This is a genomic window from Streptomyces sp. NPDC025638 (genome assembly GCF_055558775.1).
Genome location: NZ_JBVHLX010000003.1, coordinates 470,073 through 495,346 on the forward strand (window position 1 = coordinate 470,073; position 25,274 = coordinate 495,346).

20 protein-coding genes are annotated in these 25,274 nt (G+C 72.4%); 10 read left to right on the forward strand and 10 right to left on the reverse strand.

Annotation, left to right across the window (positions count from 1 at the left end; all coding sequences use genetic code 11):
- Positions 1 to 23 precede the first annotated feature (23 nt).
- Positions 24 to 3,158, reverse strand: coding sequence for a glycoside hydrolase family 2 TIM barrel-domain containing protein (locus ACZ4EG_RS10145; RefSeq protein WP_467790277.1), 3,135 nt, complete (start codon positions 3,156 to 3,158; stop codon positions 24 to 26).
- A gap of 255 nt (positions 3,159 to 3,413) precedes the next feature.
- Here ACZ4EG_RS10145 and ACZ4EG_RS10150 point away from each other — a divergent pair, with 255 nt between their 5' ends.
- Positions 3,414 to 5,792, forward strand: a complete 2,379-nt coding sequence (locus ACZ4EG_RS10150; RefSeq protein WP_467790278.1) for a SpoIIE family protein phosphatase — start codon at positions 3,414 to 3,416, stop codon at positions 5,790 to 5,792.
- Positions 5,793 to 5,810: 18 nt separating this feature from the next.
- Here ACZ4EG_RS10150 and ACZ4EG_RS10155 read toward each other — a convergent pair whose 3' ends face one another.
- A complete protein-coding gene (locus tag ACZ4EG_RS10155) occupies positions 5,811 to 6,359 on the reverse strand; it encodes an RNA polymerase sigma factor (RefSeq protein WP_467790279.1) in 549 nt (182 codons plus the stop codon).
- 46 nt (positions 6,360 to 6,405) lie between these two features.
- On the opposite strand from ACZ4EG_RS10155, the gene ACZ4EG_RS10160 reads away from it, so the two are divergent.
- The 3 genes from ACZ4EG_RS10160 (at position 6,406) to ACZ4EG_RS10170 (ending at position 10,194) form a co-directional block, all read left to right on the forward strand.
- The gene (locus tag ACZ4EG_RS10160) at positions 6,406 to 7,941 is read left to right on the forward strand and encodes a serine/threonine-protein kinase (protein ID WP_467790280.1); all 1,536 of its coding nucleotides are present in this window, start codon (positions 6,406 to 6,408) and stop codon (positions 7,939 to 7,941) included.
- Between the two features lie 138 nt (positions 7,942 to 8,079).
- The gene (locus ACZ4EG_RS10165) at positions 8,080 to 8,760 is read left to right on the forward strand and encodes a DUF4232 domain-containing protein (RefSeq protein ID WP_467790281.1); all 681 of its coding nucleotides are present in this window, start codon (positions 8,080 to 8,082) and stop codon (positions 8,758 to 8,760) included.
- A 189-nt stretch (positions 8,761 to 8,949) separates the two neighbouring features.
- Entirely contained in the window at positions 8,950 to 10,194 is a 1,245-nt protein-coding gene (locus ACZ4EG_RS10170) for a polysaccharide deacetylase family protein (RefSeq protein WP_467790282.1), read from the forward strand.
- Positions 10,195 to 10,230: 36 nt separating this feature from the next.
- Here the strand turns inward: ACZ4EG_RS10170 and ACZ4EG_RS10175 are convergent, their stop codons facing one another.
- Complete coding sequence (locus tag ACZ4EG_RS10175; RefSeq protein WP_467790283.1) at positions 10,231 to 12,183, reverse strand: ricin-type beta-trefoil lectin domain protein; 1,953 nt, start codon at positions 12,181 to 12,183, stop codon at positions 10,231 to 10,233.
- A gap of 292 nt (positions 12,184 to 12,475) precedes the next feature.
- On the reverse strand, positions 12,476 to 13,411 hold the full coding sequence (locus ACZ4EG_RS10180) for a helix-turn-helix domain-containing protein (RefSeq protein ID WP_467790284.1): 936 nt from the start codon (positions 13,409 to 13,411) through the stop codon (positions 12,476 to 12,478).
- Between the two features lie 73 nt (positions 13,412 to 13,484).
- Between ACZ4EG_RS10180 and ACZ4EG_RS10185 the strand changes: the two genes are divergently transcribed.
- A complete protein-coding gene (locus ACZ4EG_RS10185; protein ID WP_467790285.1) occupies positions 13,485 to 14,318 on the forward strand; it encodes a phytanoyl-CoA dioxygenase family protein in 834 nt (277 codons plus the stop codon).
- Between the two features lie 7 nt (positions 14,319 to 14,325).
- Here the strand turns inward: ACZ4EG_RS10185 and ACZ4EG_RS10190 are convergent, their stop codons facing one another.
- On the reverse strand, positions 14,326 to 15,294 hold the full coding sequence (locus ACZ4EG_RS10190; protein WP_453546006.1) for an aldo/keto reductase: 969 nt from the start codon (positions 15,292 to 15,294) through the stop codon (positions 14,326 to 14,328).
- Positions 15,295 to 15,534: 240 nt separating this feature from the next.
- On the opposite strand from ACZ4EG_RS10190, the gene ACZ4EG_RS10195 reads away from it, so the two are divergent.
- Positions 15,535 to 16,401, forward strand: a complete 867-nt coding sequence (locus tag ACZ4EG_RS10195; protein WP_467790286.1) for an endo alpha-1,4 polygalactosaminidase — start codon at positions 15,535 to 15,537, stop codon at positions 16,399 to 16,401.
- A 25-nt stretch (positions 16,402 to 16,426) separates the two neighbouring features.
- On the opposite strand, the gene ACZ4EG_RS10200 is transcribed toward ACZ4EG_RS10195, so the two are convergent.
- From ACZ4EG_RS10200 to ACZ4EG_RS10210, 3 genes are all read right to left on the reverse strand, one after another.
- Complete coding sequence (locus tag ACZ4EG_RS10200; protein WP_453546002.1) at positions 16,427 to 16,963, reverse strand: flavoprotein; 537 nt, start codon at positions 16,961 to 16,963, stop codon at positions 16,427 to 16,429.
- Positions 16,964 to 17,044: 81 nt separating this feature from the next.
- Positions 17,045 to 17,260 (reverse strand): ferredoxin, encoded by a 216-nt coding sequence (locus ACZ4EG_RS10205; RefSeq protein ID WP_390705846.1) that lies wholly within the window; start codon positions 17,258 to 17,260, stop codon positions 17,045 to 17,047.
- A gap of 12 nt (positions 17,261 to 17,272) precedes the next feature.
- Complete coding sequence (locus ACZ4EG_RS10210; protein ID WP_453546000.1) at positions 17,273 to 18,502, reverse strand: cytochrome P450; 1,230 nt, start codon at positions 18,500 to 18,502, stop codon at positions 17,273 to 17,275.
- A gap of 288 nt (positions 18,503 to 18,790) precedes the next feature.
- Between ACZ4EG_RS10210 and ACZ4EG_RS10215 the strand changes: the two genes are divergently transcribed.
- Positions 18,791 to 19,423 carry a LysE family transporter gene (locus ACZ4EG_RS10215; RefSeq protein WP_467790287.1) on the forward strand — a complete coding sequence of 211 codons (633 nt, stop codon included), beginning with the start codon at positions 18,791 to 18,793 and terminating at the stop codon, positions 19,421 to 19,423.
- 91 nt (positions 19,424 to 19,514) lie between these two features.
- On the forward strand, positions 19,515 to 19,964 hold the full coding sequence (locus tag ACZ4EG_RS10220) for a nitroreductase family deazaflavin-dependent oxidoreductase (RefSeq protein WP_467790288.1): 450 nt from the start codon (positions 19,515 to 19,517) through the stop codon (positions 19,962 to 19,964).
- Between the two features lie 618 nt (positions 19,965 to 20,582).
- On the opposite strand, the gene ACZ4EG_RS10225 is transcribed toward ACZ4EG_RS10220, so the two are convergent.
- Positions 20,583 to 21,047, reverse strand: coding sequence for a pyridoxamine 5'-phosphate oxidase family protein (locus ACZ4EG_RS10225; RefSeq protein WP_453545994.1), 465 nt, complete (start codon positions 21,045 to 21,047; stop codon positions 20,583 to 20,585).
- Between the two features lie 80 nt (positions 21,048 to 21,127).
- The gene (locus tag ACZ4EG_RS10230; protein WP_467790289.1) at positions 21,128 to 21,847 is read right to left on the reverse strand and encodes a TetR/AcrR family transcriptional regulator; all 720 of its coding nucleotides are present in this window, start codon (positions 21,845 to 21,847) and stop codon (positions 21,128 to 21,130) included.
- A gap of 124 nt (positions 21,848 to 21,971) precedes the next feature.
- Between ACZ4EG_RS10230 and ACZ4EG_RS10235 the strand changes: the two genes are divergently transcribed.
- Both ACZ4EG_RS10235 and ACZ4EG_RS10240 read left to right on the forward strand, forming a co-directional pair.
- Positions 21,972 to 23,474 carry an APC family permease gene (locus ACZ4EG_RS10235; RefSeq protein ID WP_467790290.1) on the forward strand — a complete coding sequence of 501 codons (1,503 nt, stop codon included), beginning with the start codon at positions 21,972 to 21,974 and terminating at the stop codon, positions 23,472 to 23,474.
- Between the two features lie 18 nt (positions 23,475 to 23,492).
- On the forward strand, positions 23,493 to 25,124 hold the full coding sequence (locus ACZ4EG_RS10240; protein WP_467790291.1) for an amidohydrolase: 1,632 nt from the start codon (positions 23,493 to 23,495) through the stop codon (positions 25,122 to 25,124).
- The last annotated feature ends 150 nt before the right edge of the window (positions 25,125 to 25,274 follow it).

The following is a 25,274-nucleotide window of genomic DNA, read 5'->3' on the forward strand; positions in this document are numbered from 1 at the left end:
GTGAGGCGGCCGTTCCCGGCGGGTCAGACCGCGGGCACGTCCAGCCTGCTGATGCGCACGGCGCCCGGTGTCTCGCCCGGGTGGCCGCTGGTCAGGGTGAGCCGGATCCGGGAGCCGCGCACCGGGCCGAAGGTGATCACCGTCGGGGTGTCCGAGGAGGCCGCCCAGTCCACCCTCGCGCCCTCCACCGGGAGGTAGGTGCGCCCGTCCCACACCGCGACCTCGACGGACGCGGGCAGCGAGTGGGTCGCGTCCACGGTGAAGGAGACCTCCGCCCGGTCGAAGGTCCGGATGCGCCCGAAGTCGACCGCGACCCAGTCCCTGGGACGGGCCCCGCTGAAGGCGGGCAGCAGTGCCGTCGCCGACTTGGTGAAGGCGTTGGACCAGCCGGTGGCCGGGTCGCCGTCGAGCATCGCGGCCGGGAGGGTGTCCGGGCGTCCGGAGTAACTCGCGTCCGCGTAGGGGTGGTTCGGCGGCGAAGGGAGGTCGGGCCCGAATGCGGGGGCGGGAGTGCGGGCGACCGAGCGGGCGGGCGTGGTGCGGACTGCCGCGGTGCCCCTGCGCAGGCCGTCCGCACGTGCCGTGACCTTCAGCGTGCCCGCGTCGGTGCCGGACCGCACAAGAGCAAGTGCCTTGCCGTGGAAGGCGGTTCGAGTACTGGCCTGATAGCGCTCCGCGCTCTCCTCACGTCCGTTGTCGAGCCCGGCCAGGGAGCCGCCGCTCACCTCGAACGTGATGAGGTGCTCGGCGTCGGGCACCAACACCCCGTGGGTGTCGACGATCTCGGCGGTCACGAAGACCAGTGAACGGCCGTCGGCGGGAAGGGACTTGCGGTCGGCGGTGAGCCGTACGGCGTGCGGGGCACCCGCCGTGCGCAGGACGTCGGTGGCGACCGTCCGGCCGTCTTGCCGGGCCACCGCCCTCAACTCACCGGGCTCGTAGGGCACCTGCCAGGTCAGATGCAGTTTGCCCGCGCTGCCGTTCGGGCTGGTGTAACTGTCCGGGTAGGGGCCGCCGGTGAAGGTCTTGTCGTCGCCGGTGGCCTCGGTGGTCTCCAGATACGTCCGGCCGTCGGTGGTCCTCTTGGTGTCGAACTCCCTGACGCCCAGGGACCTTCCGTTGAGGAACAGCTCGACGGACGCGACATTGGCGTACGCCCAGACCTCCACCGTCTCCCCGGCTTCGTGGTTCCAGCTCATCGGCACCAGATGCACCATCGGCTCGGTGACCCACTGGCTGCGGAAGAGGTGGTACATGTCCTTGGGGAAGCCGGCCGTGTCGACCGCGCCGAAGAAGGACGCCTTGACCGGGAAGACGTTGTACGGCGTCGGCTCCCCGATGTAGTCGATGCCCGACCAGAGGAACTGCCCCGCGAACCACTTCCGGTCCCGGTCCTTCTTGTGCCCGTACTCGCCGCTCATGGTCCAGGAGGCGAGGTTGTTGTCGTACGAGGAAGTGGCACGCCTGCCGGGGGTGTGGTTCTCGCCGGTGTTGAGATGCTGGGGCTCCTGGTAGGCGCCCCGGGTCGAGGTCTCCGACGAGGACTCGGACTCGAAGAGGAACAGGTTCGGGTAGGTCGCGTGCAGGGCGTCGACCGATCTGGCGGTGTTGTAGTTCAGGCCGAGGCCGTCGAGCTTGGCGAGCATCAGGTCGGCCGCCGAGCCCTTCGCCGGGACCGAGTGGTACTTGTTGGAGCCGATGACGACGGGCCGGGTGTCGTCGGCGGCCTTGATGGCGCCGATGATCCGGTCGGCCATCGCGAGCCCTGCCGTGCTGGTGGAGTCGGGGATCTCGTTGCCGATGGACCACAGCACGACGGCGGGCGAGTTGCGGGCCGCCAGGACCATCTCGGTGGCGTCCTTCTCGCACCACTCGTCGAAGAACCGGCCGTAGTCGTACTTGGTCTTGCCGGTCCGCCAGCAGTCGAAGGCCTCCACCATCATCACGATGCCCAGTTCCTCGCAGACCTGGATCATCTGCGGCGAGGGCGGGTTGTGGGAGGTGCGGAGGGCATTGACGCCCATCGACTTCATGATGGTCATCTGTCTGCGCACCGCGTCGATGCTGATCGCCGCGCCGAGGGCGCCCAGGTCATGGTGCAGATCGACGCCCTTGATCTTGGCGTGGGTGCCGTTGAGGGAGAAGCCCTCGTCGGGGTCGAAGCGGTAGCCGCGGATCCCGAAGGTGGTGCGGTGGGTGTCGGTGGTCGTGCCGTCGACGCGGAGCTCGGTCTCCAGGGTGTAGCGGTGCGGGGCGGCGAAGTCCCACAACCGGGGTTCGGGGACGGTGAGTTCATGGGTCTCGGCCGCCTCGGCGGCGACGGCCACGGTGGACGACGTACGGGCGACCGTGTGCCCGTCGGGGTCCACGATCCGGGAGCGGACCTGGACGTCCGCGCCGCTCCCGGACGCGTTGACGACGGCCGTCCGCACCCGGACCAGGGCCCGCTCGGCGGTGATGTCCGGCGTCGTGACGCGGGTGCCCCAGCGCGCCACGTGCACGGGCTCGGTCACCACCAGCCGGGCCTCGCGGTAGATGCCGCTGCCCGAGTACCAGCGGCTGCTGGGCAGCCGGTTCTGGACCTTGACCGCGATGACGTTCTCGGTGCTGCCGTCGGTGTGCAGCAGGTCGGTGAGGTCGAAGGCGAAGCCCGTGTAGCCGTAGGGGTGGCGGCCGGCCTCGGTGCCGTTGCAGTAGACGTACGCGTCCATGTAGACGCCGTCGAACTCCACCGAGACCCGGCTGCCCGCCCAGCCGGGCGGCACGGTGAAGGCGATCCGGTACCAGCCGAGGCCGCCCGGGAAGAACCCGGTGCCGCTGGTGGTGCCGTTCTCCGTGGTGGGGGTCTGCTCGATGCTCCAGTCGTGCGGCACCGCGACCTCGCGCCAGCCCGAGTCGTCGTACCCCGGGTCGGCGGCGGACGGGGGTCCCCCCTGCTCGAGCGAAGCCGAGAGCTTGGGGGAGAACGCGCCGGTCGGGTCGGTGATCCCGCCCGGGTCGACCAGCGCGAAGCGCCAGCCGTCCCGGAGCGGAACCGTGCGGCGTCCCCCGGCACGCCCGGACGCCTCGGCCGCCCGTGCGTCCGGGGCGCCCAGGAGCGCTGAGGCCGTGGGGGCTGCCGCCCCGGCGACCAAAACCGATCTGCGAGTGACCGTCATGACGGCTCTCCCTCATCAGGGCCCAGAAGTACTCACAACTGATCGTGAACAAACAGATTCTGACGGTATGTCACACAGGACCGTCAAGGGTGCGGGAACACACTCCGGCCCCGGGCATCACATCGGCCGAATCGGCACCTTGGCCGTCGCGCCCGGTCACCGAGAGGTTGCCGTCCGTGGGAGAGGCGGACGCACTAGGCTGGAACACAAGTGACGCACCTGTTCACTGTGAGTGTGCGCTTGGGAGCGGCGACGATGAGCCCGGACTATCCGTTCGACGATGCGGCTACGGCCCGGGCTGTCATCGGCGAGGACGGCACGCTGGTCGAGTGGAACGAGGGCGCCCGCCGGCTGCTCGGCCACCCGGCCGCCGCCGTCGTGGGCCGCCCCGCGGCACAGCTGCTGGCCGGAGACGGGGTCCTGCCCCCGCCCGCCGGCTCACGCTGGGACGGAACGGTCGGTCTGCGCCACCGCGACGGCCGTACGGTGTCGGTGTGGCTGCTGGCCCACCACCGTCCGCCGCGCGACGACCGCCCGGCCGACTGGCTCGTCGTCACCCCGCTCGCGGGCGGCCCGCCCGCACCGGACGACCCGCTGGCCGGCGCCGCGCTGGTCCAGTCCCCGTGCGCCGTCTCGGTGTACGACGAACAGCTGCGGCTGCGCACCATGAACGCCGCGATGGCCGAGGTGATCGGGCTGCCCCTGGAGCACGCCCAGGGGCTCAGGATGTCCGAGATCGGCGGCAAGCCGGAGAGCGACGAACTGGAGAGCCATCTGCTCCGGGTGCTCACCACCGGGCGGCCACTGGACGCCGAGACCTTCATGCGGGCCGGCCGCGAGGACCGGGCGCACGCCTGGCTGGCCCGGATGGCCCCGGTCACCGACGCCGAGGGGCGGGTGCACGGGGTGTCCCTGACCGCCCACGACTTCACCGACAACTACCGGGCCCGGGAACGGCTGCAACTGGTCAACGAGGCGAGTGCCCGCATCGGCACCACCCTCGACGTCACCCGCACGGCTCAGGAGCTGGCGGACGTGTGCGTGCCGGCGCTCGCCGACTTCGTCCGCGTCGACCTGCTGGATCCGCAGGAGCACGGCGGCGAGCCCCCGGCCCGGATCACCGCGCCGGTCCCGCTGCGCCGGGCCGCGCACCGGTCGGTGCTCCGGGGCACCCCCGAGGCGATGGTCGGGCCCGGCAACGTCGAGTTCTACCCCGCCTCGTCCCCGCAGGCCGACTCGCTCACGGCCGGCCGCACGATCGTGGCCTCGGTGCCCTCCGACATCGAGCAGTGGCTGGCCGCGGACACGGCGCGCGGCGAGCGGGCGCGGGAGTTCGGCATCCACTCCGTGATGTCCGTGCCGATGCGGGCGCGCGGGCTGACCCTGGGGGTCGTCGTACTGGCCCGGCACCGCCGCCCGGACCCCTTCACCCCCGACGACGTGCTGCTGGCCGAGGACATCACGGCCCGCGCCGCCGTCTGCGTCGACAACGCCCGCCGCTACTCGCGCGAGCGCGACACCGCCCTCGCCCTCCAGCGCAGTCTGCTGCCCCGCTCGCTGCCGCGCACGGCCGCCGTGCAGGCCGCCTCGCGCTATCTGCCGGCGGCGAGCGCCGGGGTGGGCGGTGACTGGTTCGACGTGATCCCGCTGTCCGGGATGCGGGTCGCCATGGTCGTCGGGGACGTCATCGGCCATGGCATCCAGGCCTCGGCCACCATGGGCCGGCTGCGCACCGCCGTGCGCACCCTCGCCGACATCGACCTGGCCCCGGACGAGCTGCTCACCCACCTCGACGACCTGGTGCTCCGGCTGTCGGAGGAGTCGGGCGGGGACAGCAGCCCCGGCGAGGTTGGCGCGACCTGCCTGTACGCCGTGTACGACCCGGTGTCACGCCGCTGCACCCTGGCCCGCGCCGGGCACCCCCAGCCCGTCCTGATCCCGCCCGGCGGACCGCCCCGCCAGCTCGACATGCCGGCCGGTCCCCCGCTGGGCCTCGGCGGGCTGCCGTTCGAGTCCACCGAGCTCGAACTCCGCGAGGGCAGCGTGCTCTCGCTGTACACCGATGGTCTGATCGAGGCCCTCGACCGGGACGTCGACACCGGTCACCGGCTGCTGCACCAGGCGCTGGCGTCGTACGCGGACTCGCTGGACGAGACCTGCGACCGCGTCCTGCGGGCCCTGCTGCCGCCGGGCGGCGCCCAGGACGACGTGGCCCTGCTGCTCGCGCGCACCCAGGGGCTGCCCGCCTCCCGGGTGGCGACCTGGGACATCCCGGCCGACCCGGCGCTCGTCGCGCCGATCCGCAAGCAGGCCGTGGAGCAGCTCGACACCTGGCGGCTGAGCCATGCCGCGTTCACCACGGAACTGGTGGTGAGCGAGCTCGTCACCAACGCCATCCGGTACGGCTCGCACCCCGTCCGGCTGCGGCTGATCCATGACGCGGCCACCCTGATCTGCGAGGTCTCCGACACCAGCCACACCGCCCCCCATCTGCGCCGGGCCAAGACCTGGGACGAGGGCGGGCGCGGGCTGCTCCTGGTCGCCCAGCTCACCCAGCGCTGGGGCAGCCGGCACACGGCCGACGGCAAGACGATCTGGGCGGAGATCGGTCTGTTCGAGGAGGAGGACGAGTAGCCGCCCGCCGCGATCCGCTCAGGAGGCCGACAGCCAGGGCCGCACCTGTTTTCGGGCCTCGTGCAGCCGCGACTTGAGCGTGCCCAGCGGGATGCCGACGCGCTCGGCGACCTCGGCGTACTCCAGCTGGCAGATGTCCCGGTAGATCAGCGGCGCGACCAGGTGCGGGTGCTCGCGCTCCAGGCGCTCCAGCGCCTCCAGGAGGTCCACCCGGGAACCCGCGATCACGCTGGTCGTGCGCGGGTCGACGTACTGCGACGGCTCGATCGAGGCGGGCTGCTCGGCCGCCCGGCGCTTGAGCTCGCGGTACTTCTGGCGGGCGCAGTTCGCGACGACCGTGTAGAGCCAGGTGCTGAAGCGGCTGCGACCCTCGAAGGTGGAGATCTTCCGGGCTATCTGGAGCAGCACGTCCTGCGCCGCCTCCTCCGCGTCCTCCCGGCAGGGCAGAAAGCGCCCGCAGCGCCGGACGACCTCGGGCCGGACCTCGGTCAGCAGCCGGTCCAGGGCCGCCGGGTCGCCCGCGGCGGCCCGCCGGGCGAGGTCTTCGGTCAGCACCGCGTCGTCCACGGAAGGTCCCTCTCGGAGTCGATCTCAGGGCAGGCATGATAGTCGCATGCAACCCCCGGAGCGGATCGGCCGCTACCGCCTCGAACGACCCCTGGGCAGTGGTGCCTTCGGCACGGTCTGGCTCGCCCACGACGATGTGCTCCAGGCACCGGTCGCGGTGAAGGTCCTCGCCGACAACTGGTCGCACCGCCTGGACATCCGCGACCGGTTCCTGTCCGAGGCGCGGCTGCTGCGCAAGGCCGACTCCAACCGCGTGGTGCAGGTCTACGACATCGGGGAACTGCCGGACGGCAGGCCGTACTTCGTGATGGAGTACGGCGACGCCGGCACCCTCGCCGACCGGGTCGCCGCCGGTCCGCTCCCGGTGCCCGAGGCGCTGCGGCTGACGGCCGAGGCCGCCCGGAGCGCGGCGGCACTGCACGAGGCCGGGATCGTGCACCGGGACATCAAGCCGAGCAACGTCCTGCTGCGCAGCGGGCCGGGCGGCACCCACCGTGTCCTGCTCGCCGACCTGGGCCTTGCCAAGAGCCTGGCGCAGGCCTCGGGGCTCACCCTGGCCGCCGGGTCGGCCGGATACCAGCCGCCGGAACAGGCGCAGCCCGGCGCGGGCATCGACGCGCGTGCCGACGTCTACAGCCTGGGCGCGGTCGGCTACGAGCTGGTCACCGGCACCGTGCCCGGCGCCCCGGGGCAGGTCGTGCGCCCGCAGCGGCTGCGTCCGGATCTCGGCGACGACGTGCAGCGGGCGCTGATGCGCGCCCTGGAGCCGGACCGGGAGCGGCGCTGGCCGGGTGCCGGGGCCTTCGCGGACGAGCTGGACCGACTGGCCGCGCGTGCGTCGGCGGCACCGGCGCGCCGCAGGGCCGGCCGGCTCAGGCCCGCGCGTGCCGCCCGCCCCGGGTCCGCGGCCCCGGCGGTGGCGACCGGCGGACCCGCACGTGCGGCGTCCTCCGTCCGGCCCCCGGCCGGGCAGTCGCCGCACCCCGCGCCCGCCGGACCACGCCGGCGCAGGCTCGACGGCCTCCGGAACCGGCTCAACGCGCTCACGCTGTCCCTGGCCGCGGTGCTCGCCGCGCTGATCGCGGCCGGCACGGTCACCTGGCTGCACCGGCACTCCGCGGCGGACGAGAACGTGCGGGTGGCGGACTCCACCGGGCGCGTGGTGGCCGAGGTACCCGCCGACTGGGGCCGCGAGCTGCGCGACTCCGGCTGGAACCCGCGGGCGCTGGGGCTGAAGTCCGGGCACGAGCCGGGGCTGGAGGTCGCCGACGACCTGTCGAAGTGGCCGGACCTCACGGCCGCGGTCAACGGTGTCTTCATCGGCCTGAGCGAGCACGGCGACGTCACCGCCCGGGTGAACGCCCTCGGTCACTCCGGCTGCCACTACGCCGGCGCCCGCGCCTTCACCGGTACGGACTGGCACGGCCGTATCCGTGCCTGGAGCGACTGCCCGGACGGCGGCTCCCTCACGGAGACCGCGCTGACCCGCGCGGACGGCGCCGCGCAGCCGCAGGTGTATGTGCAGGTGCGCGGGGACGGCGACGCGACCGAGGGCATACTCCGCTCGCTCCGGGTCACCTGACGGGCAAGGATCGTAAAAGAACCACGCGGGTCGCGAACCTTTCCGGTGGCCCGTGCATCGCAGAGTCATGACGGCGCACACGGCGCCGCGGGCACGCGTCCGCCGTGTTCCTCGAAGATCCAGGAGTGTTGAAGAGACATGGTGCACACCCCCTCCTTGCAGCGCGGGACCCTGCTCGTGAGCGCTGTCGCCGTACTGGGCCTCCTGACCGCGTGCGGCAGTCCCACGGTGCAGACGACGCCCTCGCGCACGGCATCCGGCACGGCGGGGCCCGCGACCGAGGACACGGCGGGCTCCACCGCGCCGTCGTCCGGCACCGCGTCCGCCGCGACCGGCGGGGCGGCGTCGTCCGCCAAGGCGACCGGCGGCACGAGCGGCGCCACGACCACCGCCGGCTCGACCACGCGCTGCCACACCTCCGAGCTGAGCGCCTCGGTGGGCCGCAACAACCCGGGCGCCGGGCAGGAGAACTTCCCGATCGTGCTCACCAACAAGTCCGGCCACACCTGCACCGTGCGCGGCTACCCCGGCGCCGCGTTCGTGAGCGCCTCGGGCGCCCAGCTCGGCCCGGACCCCAAGCGCTCCTCCGGTTCGCCGGCCACGGTCGCCCTGAAGCCCGGGCAGAGCGCCTGGGCGGGGCTGTCCTTCTCCAACCCGGAGATCAGCGGCGCGAAGACGGCGACCCCGGCCGCGCTGGTCGTCACCCCGCCGGACGAACGGGACTCGCTCAAAGTGACGTGGACGGCCGGCGAGGTGCCCGTCTCCGGGAACGCCTCCTCCGTCTTCCTGACGGTCTTCAGCGCCGGTACCGGCGCCTGACCCATCCGACCCGGACCCCGCTGCCTCTCCCCCCGGCAGCGGGGTTCGTCATTGCCGCGCCACAACTGTCACAGGACGGCAACAGGCCTCGGCCGCCCCGATCTTTCCGCCGTGACCGCCCATCGAAACCCCTCGACCGCACAGCACAAAGGCTCCGCCCGGAGCCGCGACGAGGAATCGGGGACGAACATGAGCGGCATCTCACGCAGAGGTCTGCTGACCGCGGGGGCGACGGCGGGCGCGCTGGGCGCCCTGACCGCCTGCTCGTCCGGGGGCTGGTCCCTGAGCGGTGACGGGGGCCCCGGACCCGGCAGGAGCACGGAGCAGCAGGCCCGGCCCGTGAAGACGATCGGTGACGGCTCCACCGCCGACACCGGCGCCCAGCCCAAGCAGCCGAAGGCCACCCGGCTGAAGCCCGGGGAGCAGCCGCCCCAGTTCGTGGTGTTCTCCTGGGACGGGGCGGGCGAGATCAGCAACAAGCTCTTCTCCCGGTTCCGCGGGATAGCCGCCGACCACGGCGCCGCGATGACCTTCTTCCTCAGCGGCATCTACACGCTGCCCGAGTCCAAGAAGCACCTCTATCGTCCCCCGCAGCACCCGGTCGGCGCCTCCGCGATCGGCTACCTCGCCGACCGGCACATCCACGCCACCCTCCAGCAGGTGCGCGCCGCCTGGCTCGAGGGCCATGAGATCGGCACCCACTTCAATGGGCACTTCTGCGGCGCGGACGGCGTGCGCAACTGGTCGTCCGCCGAATGGCGCAGCGAGATCGACCAGGCCGTCTCCTTCGTCACCCGGTGGAAGACCAACACCGGCTTCACCGACCTCGAACCGCTGCCCTTCGACTACCGCAAGGAACTGATCGGCGGCCGCACCCCGTGTCTGGAGGGCCAGGCCGCGCTGCTGCCCACGGCGGCCGCGCTGGGCTGGAAGTACGACGCCAGCTCCCCCGGTGGGCTGCAGATCTGGCCGGGCAAGGTGCAGGGCGGCCGGATCTGGGACTTCCCGCTGCAGTCCATACCGTTCTCCGGCCACTCCTTCCAGGTGCTGTCGATGGACTACAACATGATGTTCAACCAGTCCGCCGGCAACCCACTGGGCGACCGCTCCCAGTACGACGCCTGGCGCGCCCAGGCCCGCGACACCTACCTCGCCGGGTTCCAGCGCGCCTACACCACCAACCGGGCGCCCTTCTTCATCGGCAACCACTTCGAGCGCTGGAACGGCGGCATCTACATGGACGCCGTCGAGGAGGCCATCGGCCGCATGGCCGAGCACGACGACGTGCGCTTCGTCTCCTTCAAACAGCTCGTGGCCTGGCTGGAGGCCCAGGACCCGGCGGTGCTGCGCAAGCTGCGCACGCTCAACCCCGGGCAGTCCCCGACGGGCGGCTGGGCGGAGTTCCTGGGCGCGGCGGGCACACCGTCCTCCTGATCCCGCCCCGTCACCGCTGAGCGGGCGCGCGGTTCCTCAGCGGCCGCGGCGGCCGGTTCCCGGGCCGTAGCCGCCGTCGTGCCGCCCGCCGTACTGGCCGCCCCAGGAGCAGGCGTACGGGTAGGTGGCACAGACGTCCGCGGAGTCGGAGGCCGACGGCGTCGGCTGCGGGGTCGACGCGGTCGCCGACGAGTTCCTCGCGGCCTTGGGGGTGGCGGCGGGCGCCGACGACGGCGGGCTGTCGGCGCCCCAGTTGACCACCTCCATCTGGAGGTCGGGCTTGGAGGCGTCGATCACCCAGCGCTGGTCCGCGGTGTTCGCGCGGGTCTTGACGACGAGGGCGCCCCCGCCGTCGGTGGCGGCCGGGGTGAGGGCCAGGTCCTGGTCCCAGCGGGGCACCAGGGCGCCCTGGAGGGTGAAGTCGTAGCGGACGTTCTTGGCGCCGGGCCGGGCGGCGCCGGTGCACGAGGCGAGCCGGACCGAGTAGCCGAGGCGGGAGTCCAGGCACAGCTCAGGGGCGGCGGCGCTGCGCAGCAGTCCGTCGGTCTCGTACGTCCATCGCTGGCTCGCGGCCGAGGAGCACTTGGCGAGTTCGGTCTCCGCGCCCTCGACGGCCTTGTTGCCCACGACGGCGACGCACAGACCGGAGCCGACGTTGTGCAGCCGGCCGCTCAGGGTGCCCTGGGAGGTCTGGCTCGCGCCGGCCCAGGAGGGCCCCCGTGTGGACGAGCCGGGGCCGGGCGTCTTGGCGGACCTCCCGTCCGGGGCCGGGGCGGCGCCGTCGCCGGAGGAGAGGACGGACCACAGGATCAGCGGCAGGACCACGAGTCCGCTGACGGTGGCCACGGCCGCGGCGAGGTTCCGCCGACGGGCGCGCCGGGCCGCCCGGTGTGCGGAGCGGCGGGAGCGGGCGCCGTCCGCGGGGGCGGAAGGGCGGGTCGTGGCACGGAGTGCGGAGGCCGCGCGGCGGGCAACGGCGCGGGGGCTCGGAGCCGGGAGCCCGGGAGCGGACGCCCCCTGCCCGGTGAGGACCGATGCGTCGTCGTCGGCGGTGCCCGGGACCGTCTCGGTGAAGGCCTCGCCCACGGCCGATGTGAACGGTTCGCCGCCCGCCGGGGCCGCGGCCGGCGGCCGCGGGGGTTCGGGGTCGGCGGGCTCCCCGGTCAGGCCCGCCCTGGACTCCACGTAGGCCTGTGCGCCCCAGCCGAGCACGGCCTCGGCCAGGGCGACGCCGAGGAATCCGTTGAACGTGTCCAGTTGGTCGGCGGTGTGGCGGCAGTGCGTGCAGCGGTTGAGGTGCTGCTGGAGATCCGGGTCGACGGTCATCGCGCCGCGCCGGAAGGTCACGTCCAGCATCCGGATGTAGCGCAGGCACTCGTCCTCGGTGGCGAGTTCACGGTGGACCTGCAGGGACTCCTCACGCAGCCGCACGCGGGCCCGGTGCAGTTCGGCGCGGGCCCCCTCCTCGTCCAGTCCGAGCAGGGCGGCCGGCACCGCGAGCGGTTCGGCCTCGACCTCGGCGTGCCACAGGACGGCGCGGGAGGACTGGGGCAGCCGCTGGAACGCCCGCGACAGCAGGCGCCGGTTCGAGGGCGGCAGCAGCCGGGCGGCCGCGCGGTCCCCGGGGCCGGTGAGGAGGGCGGGGTGCAGCAGTTCCTGGCGGCCGTCGCTGTCCCACTCCGCCGCGATGCGGCGCACGGTGACCAGCAGATGGGGCCGCCAGGCGGAGGTCGGGCCCGCCTGCCGGAGCGACTCCCCGAAGAGCCTGGTGAACGCCGCGGTGGTGAGCATCCCCGCCGCGCGCGGTCCGTCGGTGCACAGCCGCGCGTAGGCGAAGGCCGCTTCCCAATGCCGGTCCAGGAGTTCGCCGACGGGATGCAGCGCTGGTGTCGTCCCCGTCCACTTCTTCAGCTCGGCGCTCAGTTGCTCGTCCGTGACGTCGAACGGTCTGGCCGGGCTCGGGGAATTCGACGAGCCTGCGTCATTCACGGGTGCATTCCTCCCAGACGCAACACGGGATTTAGTCCATACCAATGGGCATGCGGCCGGGCCAACCTGGCCCGAACGGAGTTCGGCATCTCGGACGTTCGCCTTCGGCAGCTCTTTTGAAGCGTGGGGGGCGTACGGGAGCGGCCTCGCGCGCACAGCGGCAAAAATAATTGTCTGCGCGCCGACAGCGCACACTTTTGCACAGGCCAGCCTGTATGAACAAGAGATCCAGACGTTTTGACATTGCTCAGCCACCCGGCGGAATTGACGAATCGTCAATAGATCACGTGGGTCAGATCCTGCCGTGGCGAATCGCCCGGTAATTGCGGTATCGATACGCCCCCGGCGGCACTCCGTAGCGTTCGCGGAACACCCGGTGAAAGTGGAACGGGCTCGGAAATCCCGACGCGGCGGCCACCCGCTCGACGGTGAGGCCGGTCCCCTCCAGCAGCCGGGCGGCATGGCGCAGCCGGGCCTCGCGCAGCGCGCGCATCGGCGAACGGCCGGTCTGCTCGGTGAAGAGATGCGCGAACCGGGAAGGCGACAGCGCGACGCTCCCGGCGAGCGAGCGGACCGTGTGCGCGGCGCCGGGGTCGGCCGCGATCAGCTCCTCGGCGCGGCGCACCCGAGGATCGATGCCGGGCGGCGGCGACGGCTCCCGCGCACCGGCCGTCGCCAGCAGGACGGCCTCCTCCAGCGAGCACAGGGCCAGTTCCCGTGCCGCACTGCCGTGAGCGACGGCCACCGGGTCGTCGTCCACAGAGGCGGCGGCGGGCGGTGCGCCGGTGCCGGTCCAGCGGGCGTCGGCGAGCATGCGCCCGAACGCCGCCCCGACCCGGCCGCGCAGCTCGGCGGGGGCGGCGGTGACGGCGTACATCCCGTCGCCCACGGTGTACGGGCGCAGCCAGGCCGTCCAGGAGGGCCTGGCCTGGCAGTGCGTCCACCAGAACCGCCAGTGCCGGGAGCCGGGCGGGACCGCATAGCGGTGCCGGACGCCGGGGGCGAGCACCACCAGGTCGCCCGCGGCGGGGTGCGCCTCGGCCGTGCCCTGGCGCATCAGGCCGCGCCCGCCCGTCGTCCAGGTGAACAGCCGGCTCTCCGACCCGCCGGGCCGCTCGACGCGATAGCCCGGCGTCCGGTCGAAGCGGCCGACCACCACCAGGCCGGGCGGCGGCGAGGGATCACCGGGTACGGCAGCCTCGGGCAGTTGCTCAGTGGTCACGGGCATCCTCCGGGCACGGGCGTCGGCCTAGCGTGGCGGACCGAGGACGGGACCGAGCACCGAACCGAAGGGTGGACACATGACAGCCACGGACAGCGGCGCCGCCGGCGCCCCCATCCTGCCGCGGGCGGTGCGGCCGCAGTTCGAGGAGGCGGGCTTCGCGGTCGTGCGCGGGCTGTTCGGGTACGACGAGATCGACCGGCTGTGCGCCGAGTTCGCGGCGCTGCACGCGTCCGGTCCCGTACCCGGGCACTTCGAGCCCCGGCCCCCGCGGGGCGACGGCCCGGCCGATCCGCTGCACACGCATCCGCGGGTGATGCAGCCGCACGAGATCAGCCCGCTCGCCCGCGCCGTCCTCCTGGACGCACGGCTGAGGACGGTCCTCGAGGCACTGCTGGGCGAGGAGGTGCTGGCCGCGCAGAGCATGTTCTACTTCAAGCCGCCGGGAGCCCGCGGCCAGGCGCTGCACCAGGACAACTTCTATCTGCGGGCCGAGCCGGGCACCTGTGTCGCCGCCTGGGTCGCCTGCGAGGTGATCGACCGGGACAACGGCGGGCTCGAAGTCGTCCCCGGCACGCACCGGATGGACCTGTTCTGCCCCGAGGAGGCGGACGAGGAGCTGTCGTTCGCCCGGGAGTACGTGCCGCCGCCGCCCGGTCTGACGGCCGTACCGGTCGACATGGCACCGGGCGACGTGCTCTTCTTCAACGGCAGCCTGGTGCACGGCTCGCGGCCCAACCGCAGCGCCGACCGCTTCCGGCGTTCCTTCATCGGTCACTACGTGGGCCGCTCCACGCGGCGCATCGGCGGCTACTACCGCACGCTGTCCATGTCCGGCGACAGCGTCCCGCTCCCGAAGAGCGAGGGCGCCGGTCCGTGCGGCACCGAGTTCGCACCGCACGGACCCCACTGACGGACCGTCAGTGTCCGCTGATGGCGTGCGGGCTGTAGGGCGCCTCCAGCTCCTCGATCTCCTTCTCGCTCAGTTCGAGTTCCACGGCGGCCACCGCGTCCTCGATGTGCCGCGGCCTGGCGGCACCGACGATCGGCGCGACCACCGTGTCCCGGTGCAGCAGCCAGGCGAGGGCAACCTGGGCGCGCGGGACACCCCGGTCGCCGGCGATACGGGTGACGGCCTCGACGATCGCATGGTCGCCCTCCAGGTAGAGGCGGCTGCCGAAGTTGTCGTTCGCGCTGCGCTCGGTGACGGTGCCCCAGTCGCGGGTGAGCCGGCCGCGGGCCAGCGGGCTCCAGGGCAGCACACCGACGCCCTGGTCCGCGCAGAGCGGCAGCATCTCCCGCTCCTCCTCGCGGTAGAGGAGGTTGTAGTGGTTCTGCATGGACACGAACCTGGTCCAGCCGTGCCGCTCGGCGGTGTACTGGGCCTTGGAGAACTCCCAGGCGTACATCGAACTGGCCCCGAGGTAGCGGACCTTGCCCGCCTTGACCAGGTCGTGCAGCGCCTCCATCGTCTCCTCGACCGGCGTGGCGTGGTCGTAGCGGTGGATCTGGTAGAGGTCGACGTAGTCGGTGCCGAGGCGGCGCAGGCTGTGGTCGATCTCCGACATGATCGCCTTGCGGGACAGCCCGCCCCCGTTCGGCCCCGGGCGCATCCGCCCGTGCACCTTGGTGGCGAGCACGACCTCGTCGCGGGACGCGAAGTCGCGCAGCGCCTTCCCCACGATCTCCTCGCTGGTGCCGTCCGAGTAGACGTTGGCCGTGTCGAAGAAGTTGACGCCCGCCTCCAGCGCCTGCCGGATCAACGGGCGTGACGCCTCCTCGTCGAGGGTCCACTCGTGGACTCCGCGGTCGGGCAGGCCGTAGGTCATGCAGCCCAGACAGATCCGCGACACGTCCAGGCCCGTCGAACCGAGCTTCACATACTGCATCGTTGCTGCTCCTGCCTTCGGGTCGGTCAGGGACTGGGAGCGTACGACGTCGAACCACCCCCACTTGACGACCATCGTGTGCGGACGGTTGGATCCTGAAACATGTGTCGCCGCGCTCGGCGCGGGCACGCAGAGGTGCGCCCAGCCGGTAACGGACACGTTCCCAGCCCGGCCCGAGTCGCCAGGACCGCCGCGCCGGTCCGAGGCGGGGCCGTACCCGCGATTGATGGAGCGGAGTACATGCCCGCCAAGGGTGTTTCCCGCGTCGGAGGTCCCGGGACGACCGCCGGCGCCGTCGTGTGTGCGGTCGCGTTGGCCGTGGGGCTGACGGGATGCGGATCGAGCGGCTCGTCGGAGGCGGACCCGCCGCAGCCGTCGCGGAGCGCGTCCGCGCAGGTGCGGCTCCCGCCGCGGCACGCCGGTTTCGACTACCAGATCGGCGGTGCCTATCCCCCGCCGAAGGGCGTGCGCATCGTCAGCCGCGACCGCTCCTCGTCCCCCGCGCCCGGCCTCTACAACATCTGCTACGTCAATGCCTTCCAGGCCCAGCCGGAGGAGCGCGCCGCCTGGCCCGCCGACCTGCTGCTGCGCGATGCCGACGGCGAGGTGGTCATCGACGAGGACTGGAACGAGCCGCTGCTCGACCTCCGCACCCCGGCCAAGCGCGAGCGCGTCGCCCAGACGGTCGACCGCTGGATCGACGAGTGCGCCACCAAGGGCTTCGACGCCGTCGAGCCGGACAACTACGACAGCTACACACGCTCCCAGGACCTGCTCACCGCCGACGACGCGACCGCGTTCATCGCCCTGCTCTCCCGGCACGCGCACGCCCGGCATCTGGCCATCGGCCAGAAGAACACACCCGAGCTGGCGGGCGTCCGGAAGAAGGCCGGGCTGGACTTCGCGGTGGCCGAGGAGTGCGGTGAGTACGACGAGTGCGGCACCTATGCCAAGGCGTTCGACGACCGGGTGGTCGTCGTCGAGTACTCGGACAAGGGCCTGCGCAAGGCCGTCGCGGGCTTCGGCGACCGGCTGAGCATCGTGCGCCGGGACCGGATGGTGTCGACACCGGGCAGTACCGGGTACGTGCGCAAGGTACGCCCGTGACCGCGCGCCTGCCCGGGCGCGCCGCTCACCAGTCGCGCTCCAGCAGTTCCAGTGCGTCCTCCCACGGGAACTCCGGCCGTCTGCCGGACTCGTCGGGCTCACCGGAGTAGGGCTCGCCGAACCGGACGCCCATGCCGCGCAGCCGTATCAGGCTGTCCTGGTAGGCGGGATGGGCGGCCAGCGCGTCCGCCACGCACGGCAGGACGGCGATCGGAACGCCCAGACCGTGGGCCTCGCAGAGCGTGCCCAGGGCCAGGGTGTCGGCGATCCCGGCCGCCCACTTGTTGACCGTGTTGAAGGTGGCCGGCGCGACCACCACGGCGTCCGGCGCCGGGAAGGGGCGCGGATCGGCCGGGGTCCGCCAGGCGGAGCGGACGGGGCGGCCGGTCTGCGCCTCGACGGCGGCGATGTCGAAGAACCCGCCCGTCGCGACCGGCGTCGCTATGACGCCGACCTCCCAGTCCCGCTCCTGCGCGGCGGTGATCAGCTTGCTGACGCCCGCGGCGATCCCGGCGGCGCAGACGACGAGGTAGAGGAAGGGTCTCTCGGCCTGTTCGGTCATCCGGGCACCCTACTGGGGCGCAGGACACGGCTCCCGCCCGCACTCGGGGCAGTGGATACCGCCGGAGCGCGGCGGGCGGCGTCAGCCGGTGGCGGCTTCGGTCACCTTGATGGCGCCGACCGGGCAGGCGCGGGCCGCGTCCCGCACCATCGGGTCGCCGGCGCCGTCCTCCTTGCCGGGGACGAGCATGCTGTAGCCGTCGTCGTCCTGGGTGAAGACGTTCGGGGCGGCCAGGGCGCACTGGCCCGCGCCGATACAGACGTCCCGGTCGATGTCGATCTCGATGTCGTTGCGCATGGCAAGAGCCTCTTACCAGGTCACGGGGAGTTCCAGCATCCCCTGGATCGTGTCGCCGGGTTTGAAGGGAATCTCCTCCGGCGGGGCGGCAAGACGCAGTCCCGGCAGCCGTGCGAAGAGCGTGCCCAGGGCGATCTCCATCTCGGCGCGGGCCAGGTTCTGCCCGAGACACTGATGGATGCCGAAGCCGAAGCCGACGTGGTGGCGGGCCGGTCGGTGCCAGTCCAGGGCGTCGGGCTCGGGGTACACGGAGTCGTCGCGGTTGATGACGGAGGTCGCGAAGACCACGCCCTCGCCCTTGCGGATCGTCGCCCCCTCCACCTCGATGTCCTCCAGGGCGACGCGGAGCAGCCCGTCCGCGATCGACAGCATCCGCATCAGCTCCTCGACCGCGGCGGGCAGGAGCGCGGGGTCGGCGCGCAGCTCGGCCAGCCGCTCGGGGTTCCGCAGGAGCGTGTAGGTGCCCAGGGAGATCATGTTGGCGGTGGTCTCATGGCCCGCGACCAGCAGGATGATCGCCAGCGCGACGAGCTCCTCGCGGTCCATGTCGCCGTCGCGCAGCTGCTGGTGGACGAGTTCGTCGAGAATGCCGTCGCCGGGCTCCGGGTCCTGCCGCTTGCGCTCGATCAACGCGAGCAGATACCTCTGCAGCCGCCCCCGCGCGTCCAGGGTGTCGGCGGCCTCCGGTCCGCGCAGCAGGCGGCGCGACTGCTCCTCGAAGAACTCGTGGTCGGCGTACGGGACGCCGAGCAGCGAGCAGATCACCATCGACGGCACGGGCAGCGCGAAGGCGCTCACCAGCTCGGCGCCCGGTCCGTGCGCGATCATCGCGTCGATCAGGTCGTCGACGATCCGCTGGATGTCGGGCCGCAGTCCGGCGGCGCGTTTCACGCTGAAGGAGGGGATCATCAGCCGCCGCTGGGTGCGGTGCTCGGGGTCGTCGACGCCCAGCAGGGCGACCCGGACGGCTCGGGTGGCGGCGAAGCGTGCCGTGAGCATGGGAAAGCCGGGTCGGCTGCGGTCGGTGGACAGCCGGGGGTCGGACAGCAGCGTCCGGGCGGTGGCATGGCCGGTGACCATCCAGGCCGCACGGCCGTCGTAGAGGGTGACCCGGGACAGGGGGCGACGGTCGCGCAGGGGGTCGTAGCCGGTGGGCGGGTGGTAGGGGCAGGTGCGGTCCTGGGGGAAGGCGACGGGTGTGGCCGGACCGGTCGGTTCCGTGAGTTCCGTCAGTTCCGTCATGGAACACCTCGCAGACGAAGAGTGCGTCGTGCCGATCTTCATTAGATGCCCCAGGCATCTATAGAGCGACGGCAAGTTCGGCCAGATCGGTGACCTGCGTGATCTGGCCGAACACCTGATGTCCGACCGTCGATTCCGCGCCGAAATTCCCTTGCCACCGCCGGTTCACCGACCGCAGGATCTGCCCATGACCACCACAGACACCTTTCTGCCGCCGACCTCCGCCGTCCCCGCGGTGCCGGTCCAGCAGCAGCCCGGCCGTCCACGGAGGCCCGATTCCCCACGCCCGTGACGGCGGCGCTGGTCGCGGGCCTGCTCGCCGGGTACGGCATCGCCGTACCGGTCGGAGCGGTAGCGACATATCTAGTGTCCCTCACGGCTCGTACGTCACTGCGGACCGGCGCCTGCGCCGCGCTCGGTGTGGCCAGCGCCGACGGTCTGTACGCGCTGGCGGCCACGGTCGGGGGCACGGCCCTCGCGGGGGCGCTGCGGCCGGTGCTCGGGCCGCTGCGCTGGGCTTCCGCGCTGGTGCTGGCCGCGCTGGCCGTGCGGGGCGCGGTCAGCGCGCTGCGGCACTGGCGCGAGCACCGGCTCACCTCCCGGCCCGACCGGCCGGTACAGGGCCCGGGGCGCGCGTATCTCGGCCTTCTCGGGATCACCCTGCTGAACCCCACCACCGTGATCTACTTCGCCGCGCTGGTCCTCGGTACCCGCGCCGCACACGCCGTGCCACCCCTGCAGCAGGCGGTGTTCGTGCTGGCCGCCTTCGCGGCCTCCGCAAGCTGGCAGCTCCTGCTCGCCGGCGGCGGCGCGCTGCTCGGCCGGGCCCTGACCGGCCTGCGCGGACGGCTGGTGACGGCGTTGTTGTCGAGTGGCGTGATCTTGGCGCTCGCGATACGGATGGCGGTGTCGCCGGTGTGACGGACGGGACCGCGCTACGGATGATTCGTGTGTCCGCCGGTGTTGAAGCAGGCTGCCAGTAGGACGCGGTACCGAAGAGGGGACGAACCTCATGCCTCTTGAGGGCGAGTACGAGCCCAGCCCGACCCAGTGGGTGCGGGACCAGGTCGAGTTGTACGAGAGTTCCGGTGGCACCAAGGGGACGACGCTGCTGGACACGGGGCTGCCCGTGATCCTGCTGACGACCCTCGGCGCCAGGAGTGGCAAGATCCGCAAGACGCCGCTGATGCGGGTGGAGCACGACGGCCGGTACGCGGTGGTCGCCTCGCAGGGCGGCGCGCCCAAGCATCCGGTCTGGTACTTCAACGTCAAGGCCGATCCCCGTGTGGAACTGCAGGACGGGCCGGTCAAGCGGGACATGACGGCACGTGAGCTGACCGGCGACGAGAAGGCCGTGTGGTGGGACCGGGCCGTGGCCGCGTATCCGCCGTACGCGGAATACCAGGAGAAGACCTCCCGCGCGATCCCGGTCTTCCTCCTCGAACCGACCGCCGCGAGCTGACCCGGAACCACGGCGAGCAACTACCTCGGGCCCCGGGCCACCTTCATCGGGGGCCCGGGGCCGCGGTCTTTCCGGCCGGGGCCGTCCTCACTACCGGCCGGGGCCACCGCCCCTTCCGGCCGGGGGCCCGTCAGGGGCCACCACCTCCACCGGCCGGTGGTCGTCCGCATTTCCGGCCAGGGCCTTCGTCTCCGGGACCCGGCGCCGCCGACTCTTCCCGTCGGGGGCCACCGCCTCCACCGACCAAGAGCCACCAACTCTCCCCGACCGCCAGCCACCATCTCCCCCAGCCGGCGGCCACCGTCTTTCCCGGTCGGGGACCGCCACCTCCTCCGGGCCAAGGGCCACCCTCTCTCCCCGGCTGGCGGCCACCGTCTCCCCCGACCGCCGACTCTTCCAGTCGGGGGCCGCCACCTTCTCCCGCCAAGACCCACCCGCCCTCCCCGACCGGCGGCCACCAGCTCCCCCAGCCGCCAGCCGCTGACTTTTCCAGTCAGGGGTCGCCGGCTTTCAGAAAAATCTGTTTCGGGGAGGCATGAATCGGCTCCGGCACGGGCACCCGTGCGTCAGGCCCCGCCGCGTTCCCCCGTCGCGGCGGGGCTTTTGTGTGCCTCGGGTTCAGTCGGCCACCAGCCACTTCCCGTCGCGCATCAGCTCGCGGCCGTCCAGTTCGTTGGCCTCGCGCCAGGCCTGTACGCGTGTCGGGCGGATCCTGAAGTACCAGTAGCGGGTGGTGAGTCGGCGCGGATCGAAGCCGGTCTCCGCGGCGAACCGGTCGCCCTCCTCCTCGGGCAGTTCGTCGGGGCTCAGCGGCTCCACGTCGCCCTCGATCATGACGACGTCCCGGGTCGGTCCGACACCGAGCCGTGCGGTGCCGGTCGCGGTCAGATTGCGGCCGGTGGGGCTGGCGGCCGGGGTGGCGATCAGCAGGGTCGTGCCGTCCCACACGAAGGACAGCGGGACGAGATACGGCGCTGCCCCGTCGGCGGACGCGGTGGCGACCCAGAGGTCCTCGTCGTGCTCCAGCCGGTGGAGCGTGTCCTGCATGCGCTGTTCGGCGGTCCGGGCGGGCGGCGGGGTCATCGTCGTACGGCCTCCTCGTGAGCGGATCTTCGTGGACGGATCTCATGGGGCTGACGAGCGAACTCAGACCAGTGTGACCGTCAGTCCTCCGCTGCCGCCCTGATTTCGGACAGCCGGGTCGCCGCCGCGGTCAGCAGCAGGTCCAGGGCGGCCGGGTACGCGCTGCCCCCCATCGACGCCACGAGGTGGCGGGCGGTGGCGGCGATGTGCGGGTGGGTGTCGGCGGGCAGCCGGGCGTAGGTCGCCCGCCAGATCTCTGCCTCGGCCTCCCGGACGGGCCTCGGCAGGGACACGTTGGCGGAGTCCAGGGCGCCGAAGCCCAGCGCCTGGTCGATGAAGGCGTGGTAGATCCGTACCGCCTCTGCGTCGGGGAAACCGGCGTCGCGCAGCACGCCGAGGGCGGTCTCCACGGCCTGGATCTCGTGCACGCGCCCGGTCACCCGGTAGGAGCTGAGCACCGCCGCCCGCGGGTGCGCGAGGGCTCCCGCGTGCATACGCAGGCCCAGGTCGCGCAGGTCGGCACGCCAGTCGCCGGTGGGCCGCCAACTGCGCATCGTGCGGCCGATGAGCTCGTCGGCGATGGCGAGCATCAGATCGTCGGTGTGCCGGAAGTAGCGGTACAGGCTGCTGGGGTCGGCGCCCAGTGCGCGTCCCAGGCGGCGGACGGAGAGGGCGTCCGCTCCGTGCTCCTCGATCAGGCGCAGCGCCGTCTCGACGATCAGCTTCTCGGACAGGACCACGCCCTGTTTGGTGGGGCGTCTGCGCCGGCGGGCGGCGGCCGGGACGACGCGTTCGCTCATGGAAGCCCTCCGTGGGATGTGCGGGCACCTTATGACAACAGCGTTGACCTGTGAAGTACACGGACAGTTTCATGTGCGGTCACCGGGGCCGACCAGGCCCCCCGGTGCGAGCGGAGAGCTGGCCATGACCCAAACGCCCTACGGCGCCGACCCGCCCCAGCGGCAGGAGCTGCGCAAGTCCCTCGGAGTCCTCGACGGCATCGCCGTCGCCGCGTCCAGCACGGCCGCGACCACCAGCATCGGCATCGGCCTCGGTGTCACGGCCGGGGTGGTAGGGCTGCATCTGCCGGCCATCATGCTGCTGGCGTTCCTGCCGATCCTGGGCATCGCGGGCGCCTTCTCCCGGCTGAACAAGGTGGAGCCCAACGCCGGCAACGGGTATGTGTGGGTGGGACGTTCACTCAATCCGTGGCTCGGCTTCATGGTCGGCTGGGTGAACCTCACGGCGTCGATCGCGTTCCTCGCGTACACCACGGCGGTCACCGGGTCGTCCATCCTGCAATTGGCCGGCGAGGCCGGGCTGCACCGGCTGGCCGGGCTCGCCCTGGATCCGGGGTCGACCGCGCAGTCGACGGCGGTGGGCATCGGAATCCTGATCGCCGTCACGCTGACCGCCGTGACCGGCATCCGCACCGCGGCGCGGCTGCAGACCGGCCTGCTGGTCTTCGAGTACGTCGTACTGCTCGGGTTCTGCGGCTACGGCATCGTCGCAGGCCCGCACAACTTCAGCCTGTCCTGGTTCGACCCCTTCGCCATCCCCTCGGCGTCGGCGCTCGCGCAGGGGATGCTGCTGTCGGTGTTCTGCTACTGGGGCTTCGAGGTGGCGTTCAGCGTCAACGAGGAGGTCCGCGACCCACGGGACGCCTCCCGCGCCGGGACGATCACCCTGGTGACGATGCTGGGGCTGTTCCTGCTCGGCTCGGTCGCCTTCCAGCGGGTGCTGTCCGAGCCGGAGCTGGCCGGACACGGCGCCGAGGGCCTTGCGTACTTCGGCAACCGGCTGGCCGCGCAGCCGCTGGCCGCGCTGCCGCTGGTGGCCCTGATGTTCTCGGCCGTGGCCTCGCTGCAGGCCGGTGTGATTCCCACGGCGCGCGGCATGTTCGCAATGAGCCGGGACCGTACCGTCGGCCCGGTGTGGTCCAGGATCAGCTCCCGGTACGGGACACCGGCGGCCGGCACGCTGCTGATCGGGGCGATCGCCACCGCGGTGGCCGCGCTCGCCCTGGTGATCCCGCGGCTCGCCGACATGATCCTGGCGACCGTGAACGCCGTCGGCATCGTCGTCGCGCTCTCCTACGCGCTCACCGCGCTCGCCGCGGCCGTACGCTTCCGCTCCCTGTTGCGCACCGACCCCTGGCAGGGCGTGCGGGCGGTGGTGCTGCCCGCGCTCAGCGCCGCCGCTCTCCTGGGCCTCGGCGGCTACCTCGCCTGGTCCTTCTGCACCTCCGCCGACCGTCTCGAACTCAGCGCGGACAACGGCTGGTTCCTGCTGCTCATGCCACTGGCGATGATCGCGTCCGGCTTCGTCGCCGCCACGTGCGCCAAGTGGGTGCGCCGCTCCCCGTACTTCCGCACCGGCGAGGGCACGGACGCCGACGCGCCGCAGCTGCTCGCCACCCCCAACTGACCCCCCAGGAAAGAGAACATGCACGCTGATCTCCTCTTCACCGGCGGCCCCGTCCTCACCCCCGAGGGCCGCACGGCGACCGCCGTGGCCGTCACCGGTGACCGGATCACCGCCGTCGGACACGACGAGGTCCACGAACTCGCCGGGCCCCGCACGGAGGTGGTCGACCTCGCCGGACGACTGCTGCTGCCCGGCTTCCAGGACGCGCACGTCCACCCCGTGCCGGCCGGGCTCGAACTCACGCAGTGCGATCTGACCGGGACGAGCACCGCCGCGGAGACCCTGGCCGCCGTCCGGGTGTACGCCGCCGCGCATCCCGAGCGGGAGTGGATCCTCGGCGGCGGCTGGTCGATGGAGGCCTTCGAGGGCGGTACACCGACGAAGGAGCTGCTGGACGCGGCCGTCCCCGACCGGCCGGTCTATCTGCCCAACCGCGACCACCACGGCGCCTGGGTCAACAGCCGCGCCCTGGAGCTGGCCGGCATCGACCGGGACACACCCGACCCGGCCGACGGGCGCATCGAGCGGGACGCCTCCCGCGAGCCGAGCGGCACGCTCCAGGAGGGGGCGATGCAGCTCGTGGGACGTCTCACCCCGCCGGCCACCGCGGCGGACCGGCTGGCGGCCCTGCTGCACGCCCAGCGTCATCTGCACGCGCTCGGCATCACGGCCTGGCAGGACGCCCTCGTCGGGGACTTCCTCGGTATGGACGATCCGTCCGACGCGTATCTGACGGCGGCCCGGGACGGTTCGCTCACCGCACGGGTGGTCGGCGCCCTGTGGTGGGACCGGGAGCGCGGGGCCGAGCAGATTCCCGAACTCGTGGAGCGGCGGGCCGTATCGAGCCGCGGCCGGTTCCGTGCGGGCAGTGTGAAGCTGATGCTGGACGGGGTCGCGGAGAACGGCACGGCCGCGCTGCTCGACCCGTATCTGGACAAGTGCGGCTGCGCCACCGCCAATCGGGGCAAGAGCTTCATCGACCCGGCCCAACTGCCCAAGTACGTGACCGAATTGGACGCCCTCGGCTTCCAGTGCCACTTCCATGCGCTGGGCGACCGGGCCGTACGCGACGCGCTGGACGCGGTCGAGGCGGCGCGGTCGGCGAACGGGCCGAGCGACACCCGGCCGCATCTGGCGCACCTCCAGGTCGTGCACCCCGACGACGTGCCGCGGTTCGCCCGGCTGGGCGCCACCGCCAACATACAGCCGCTGTGGGCCGCTCACGAGCCGCAGATGGACGAGCTGACCATCCCCTTCCTCGGGCCCGAACGGGCCGCGTGGCAGTACCCGTTCGGGGCGCTGCTGCGCTCGGGGGCGAGGCTGGCGGCGGGCAGCGACTGGCCGGTTAGCAGCCCCGATCCGCTGCAGGGCATCCATGTCGCGGTCAACCGGGTGGAGCCGGGCGAAGCGCGTCCGGTGTTCCTGCCGGGTGAGCGTCTCGGACTGGCGCAGGCCCTCGCGGCGTACACAGCGGGCACGGCGTATGTGAACCACCTGGACGACACCGGCCGGGTGAGCGTCGGCACGCTGGCCGACCTGGTGGTTCTGGACCGCGACCCGTTCGCGGGGCCGCCGGAGGCGATCGCGGAGACGAAGGTGGCGCTGACCTATGTCGGGGGCGCGCGAGTGTACGCGACTTGTGAGGCGTAAGCAGTAACACACGTCACGGCCAGGTCACGGTGTAGATCATTTACGCTCTGGGCAGCCTCGTATCGCTTCTCGGTCAACTTTCGTACCACGAAGCTCAGTTCGAGTGCACGGGCGGTCGTGACGACCGCCCGTTCGCAGGGCCGGGGGACT

Bases quoted from the DNA above. Each gene is read 5' to 3' on its own strand.
- ACZ4EG_RS10145 (WP_467790277.1), bottom strand. From the start codon at position 3,158: ATGACGGTCACTCGCAGATCGGTTTTGGTCGCCGGGGCGGCAGCCCCC.
- ACZ4EG_RS10150 (WP_467790278.1), top strand. From the start codon at position 3,414: ATGAGCCCGGACTATCCGTTCGACGATGCGGCTACGGCCCGGGCTGTC.
- ACZ4EG_RS10160 (WP_467790280.1), top strand. From the start codon at position 6,406: ATGCAACCCCCGGAGCGGATCGGCCGCTACCGCCTCGAACGACCCCTG.
- ACZ4EG_RS10165 (WP_467790281.1), top strand. From the start codon at position 8,080: ATGGTGCACACCCCCTCCTTGCAGCGCGGGACCCTGCTCGTGAGCGCT.
- ACZ4EG_RS10170 (WP_467790282.1), top strand. From the start codon at position 8,950: ATGAGCGGCATCTCACGCAGAGGTCTGCTGACCGCGGGGGCGACGGCG.
- ACZ4EG_RS10180 (WP_467790284.1), bottom strand. From the start codon at position 13,411: ATGCCCGTGACCACTGAGCAACTGCCCGAGGCTGCCGTACCCGGTGAT.
- ACZ4EG_RS10185 (WP_467790285.1), top strand. From the start codon at position 13,485: ATGACAGCCACGGACAGCGGCGCCGCCGGCGCCCCCATCCTGCCGCGG.
- ACZ4EG_RS10190 (WP_453546006.1), bottom strand. From the start codon at position 15,294: ATGCAGTATGTGAAGCTCGGTTCGACGGGCCTGGACGTGTCGCGGATC.
- ACZ4EG_RS10195 (WP_467790286.1), top strand. From the start codon at position 15,535: ATGCCCGCCAAGGGTGTTTCCCGCGTCGGAGGTCCCGGGACGACCGCC.
- ACZ4EG_RS10200 (WP_453546002.1), bottom strand. From the start codon at position 16,963: ATGACCGAACAGGCCGAGAGACCCTTCCTCTACCTCGTCGTCTGCGCC.
- ACZ4EG_RS10205 (WP_390705846.1), bottom strand. From the start codon at position 17,260: ATGCGCAACGACATCGAGATCGACATCGACCGGGACGTCTGTATCGGC.
- ACZ4EG_RS10210 (WP_453546000.1), bottom strand. From the start codon at position 18,502: ATGACGGAACTGACGGAACTCACGGAACCGACCGGTCCGGCCACACCC.
- ACZ4EG_RS10220 (WP_467790288.1), top strand. From the start codon at position 19,515: ATGCCTCTTGAGGGCGAGTACGAGCCCAGCCCGACCCAGTGGGTGCGG.
- ACZ4EG_RS10225 (WP_453545994.1), bottom strand. From the start codon at position 21,047: ATGACCCCGCCGCCCGCCCGGACCGCCGAACAGCGCATGCAGGACACG.
- ACZ4EG_RS10230 (WP_467790289.1), bottom strand. From the start codon at position 21,847: ATGAGCGAACGCGTCGTCCCGGCCGCCGCCCGCCGGCGCAGACGCCCC.
- ACZ4EG_RS10235 (WP_467790290.1), top strand. From the start codon at position 21,972: ATGACCCAAACGCCCTACGGCGCCGACCCGCCCCAGCGGCAGGAGCTG.
- ACZ4EG_RS10240 (WP_467790291.1), top strand. From the start codon at position 23,493: ATGCACGCTGATCTCCTCTTCACCGGCGGCCCCGTCCTCACCCCCGAG.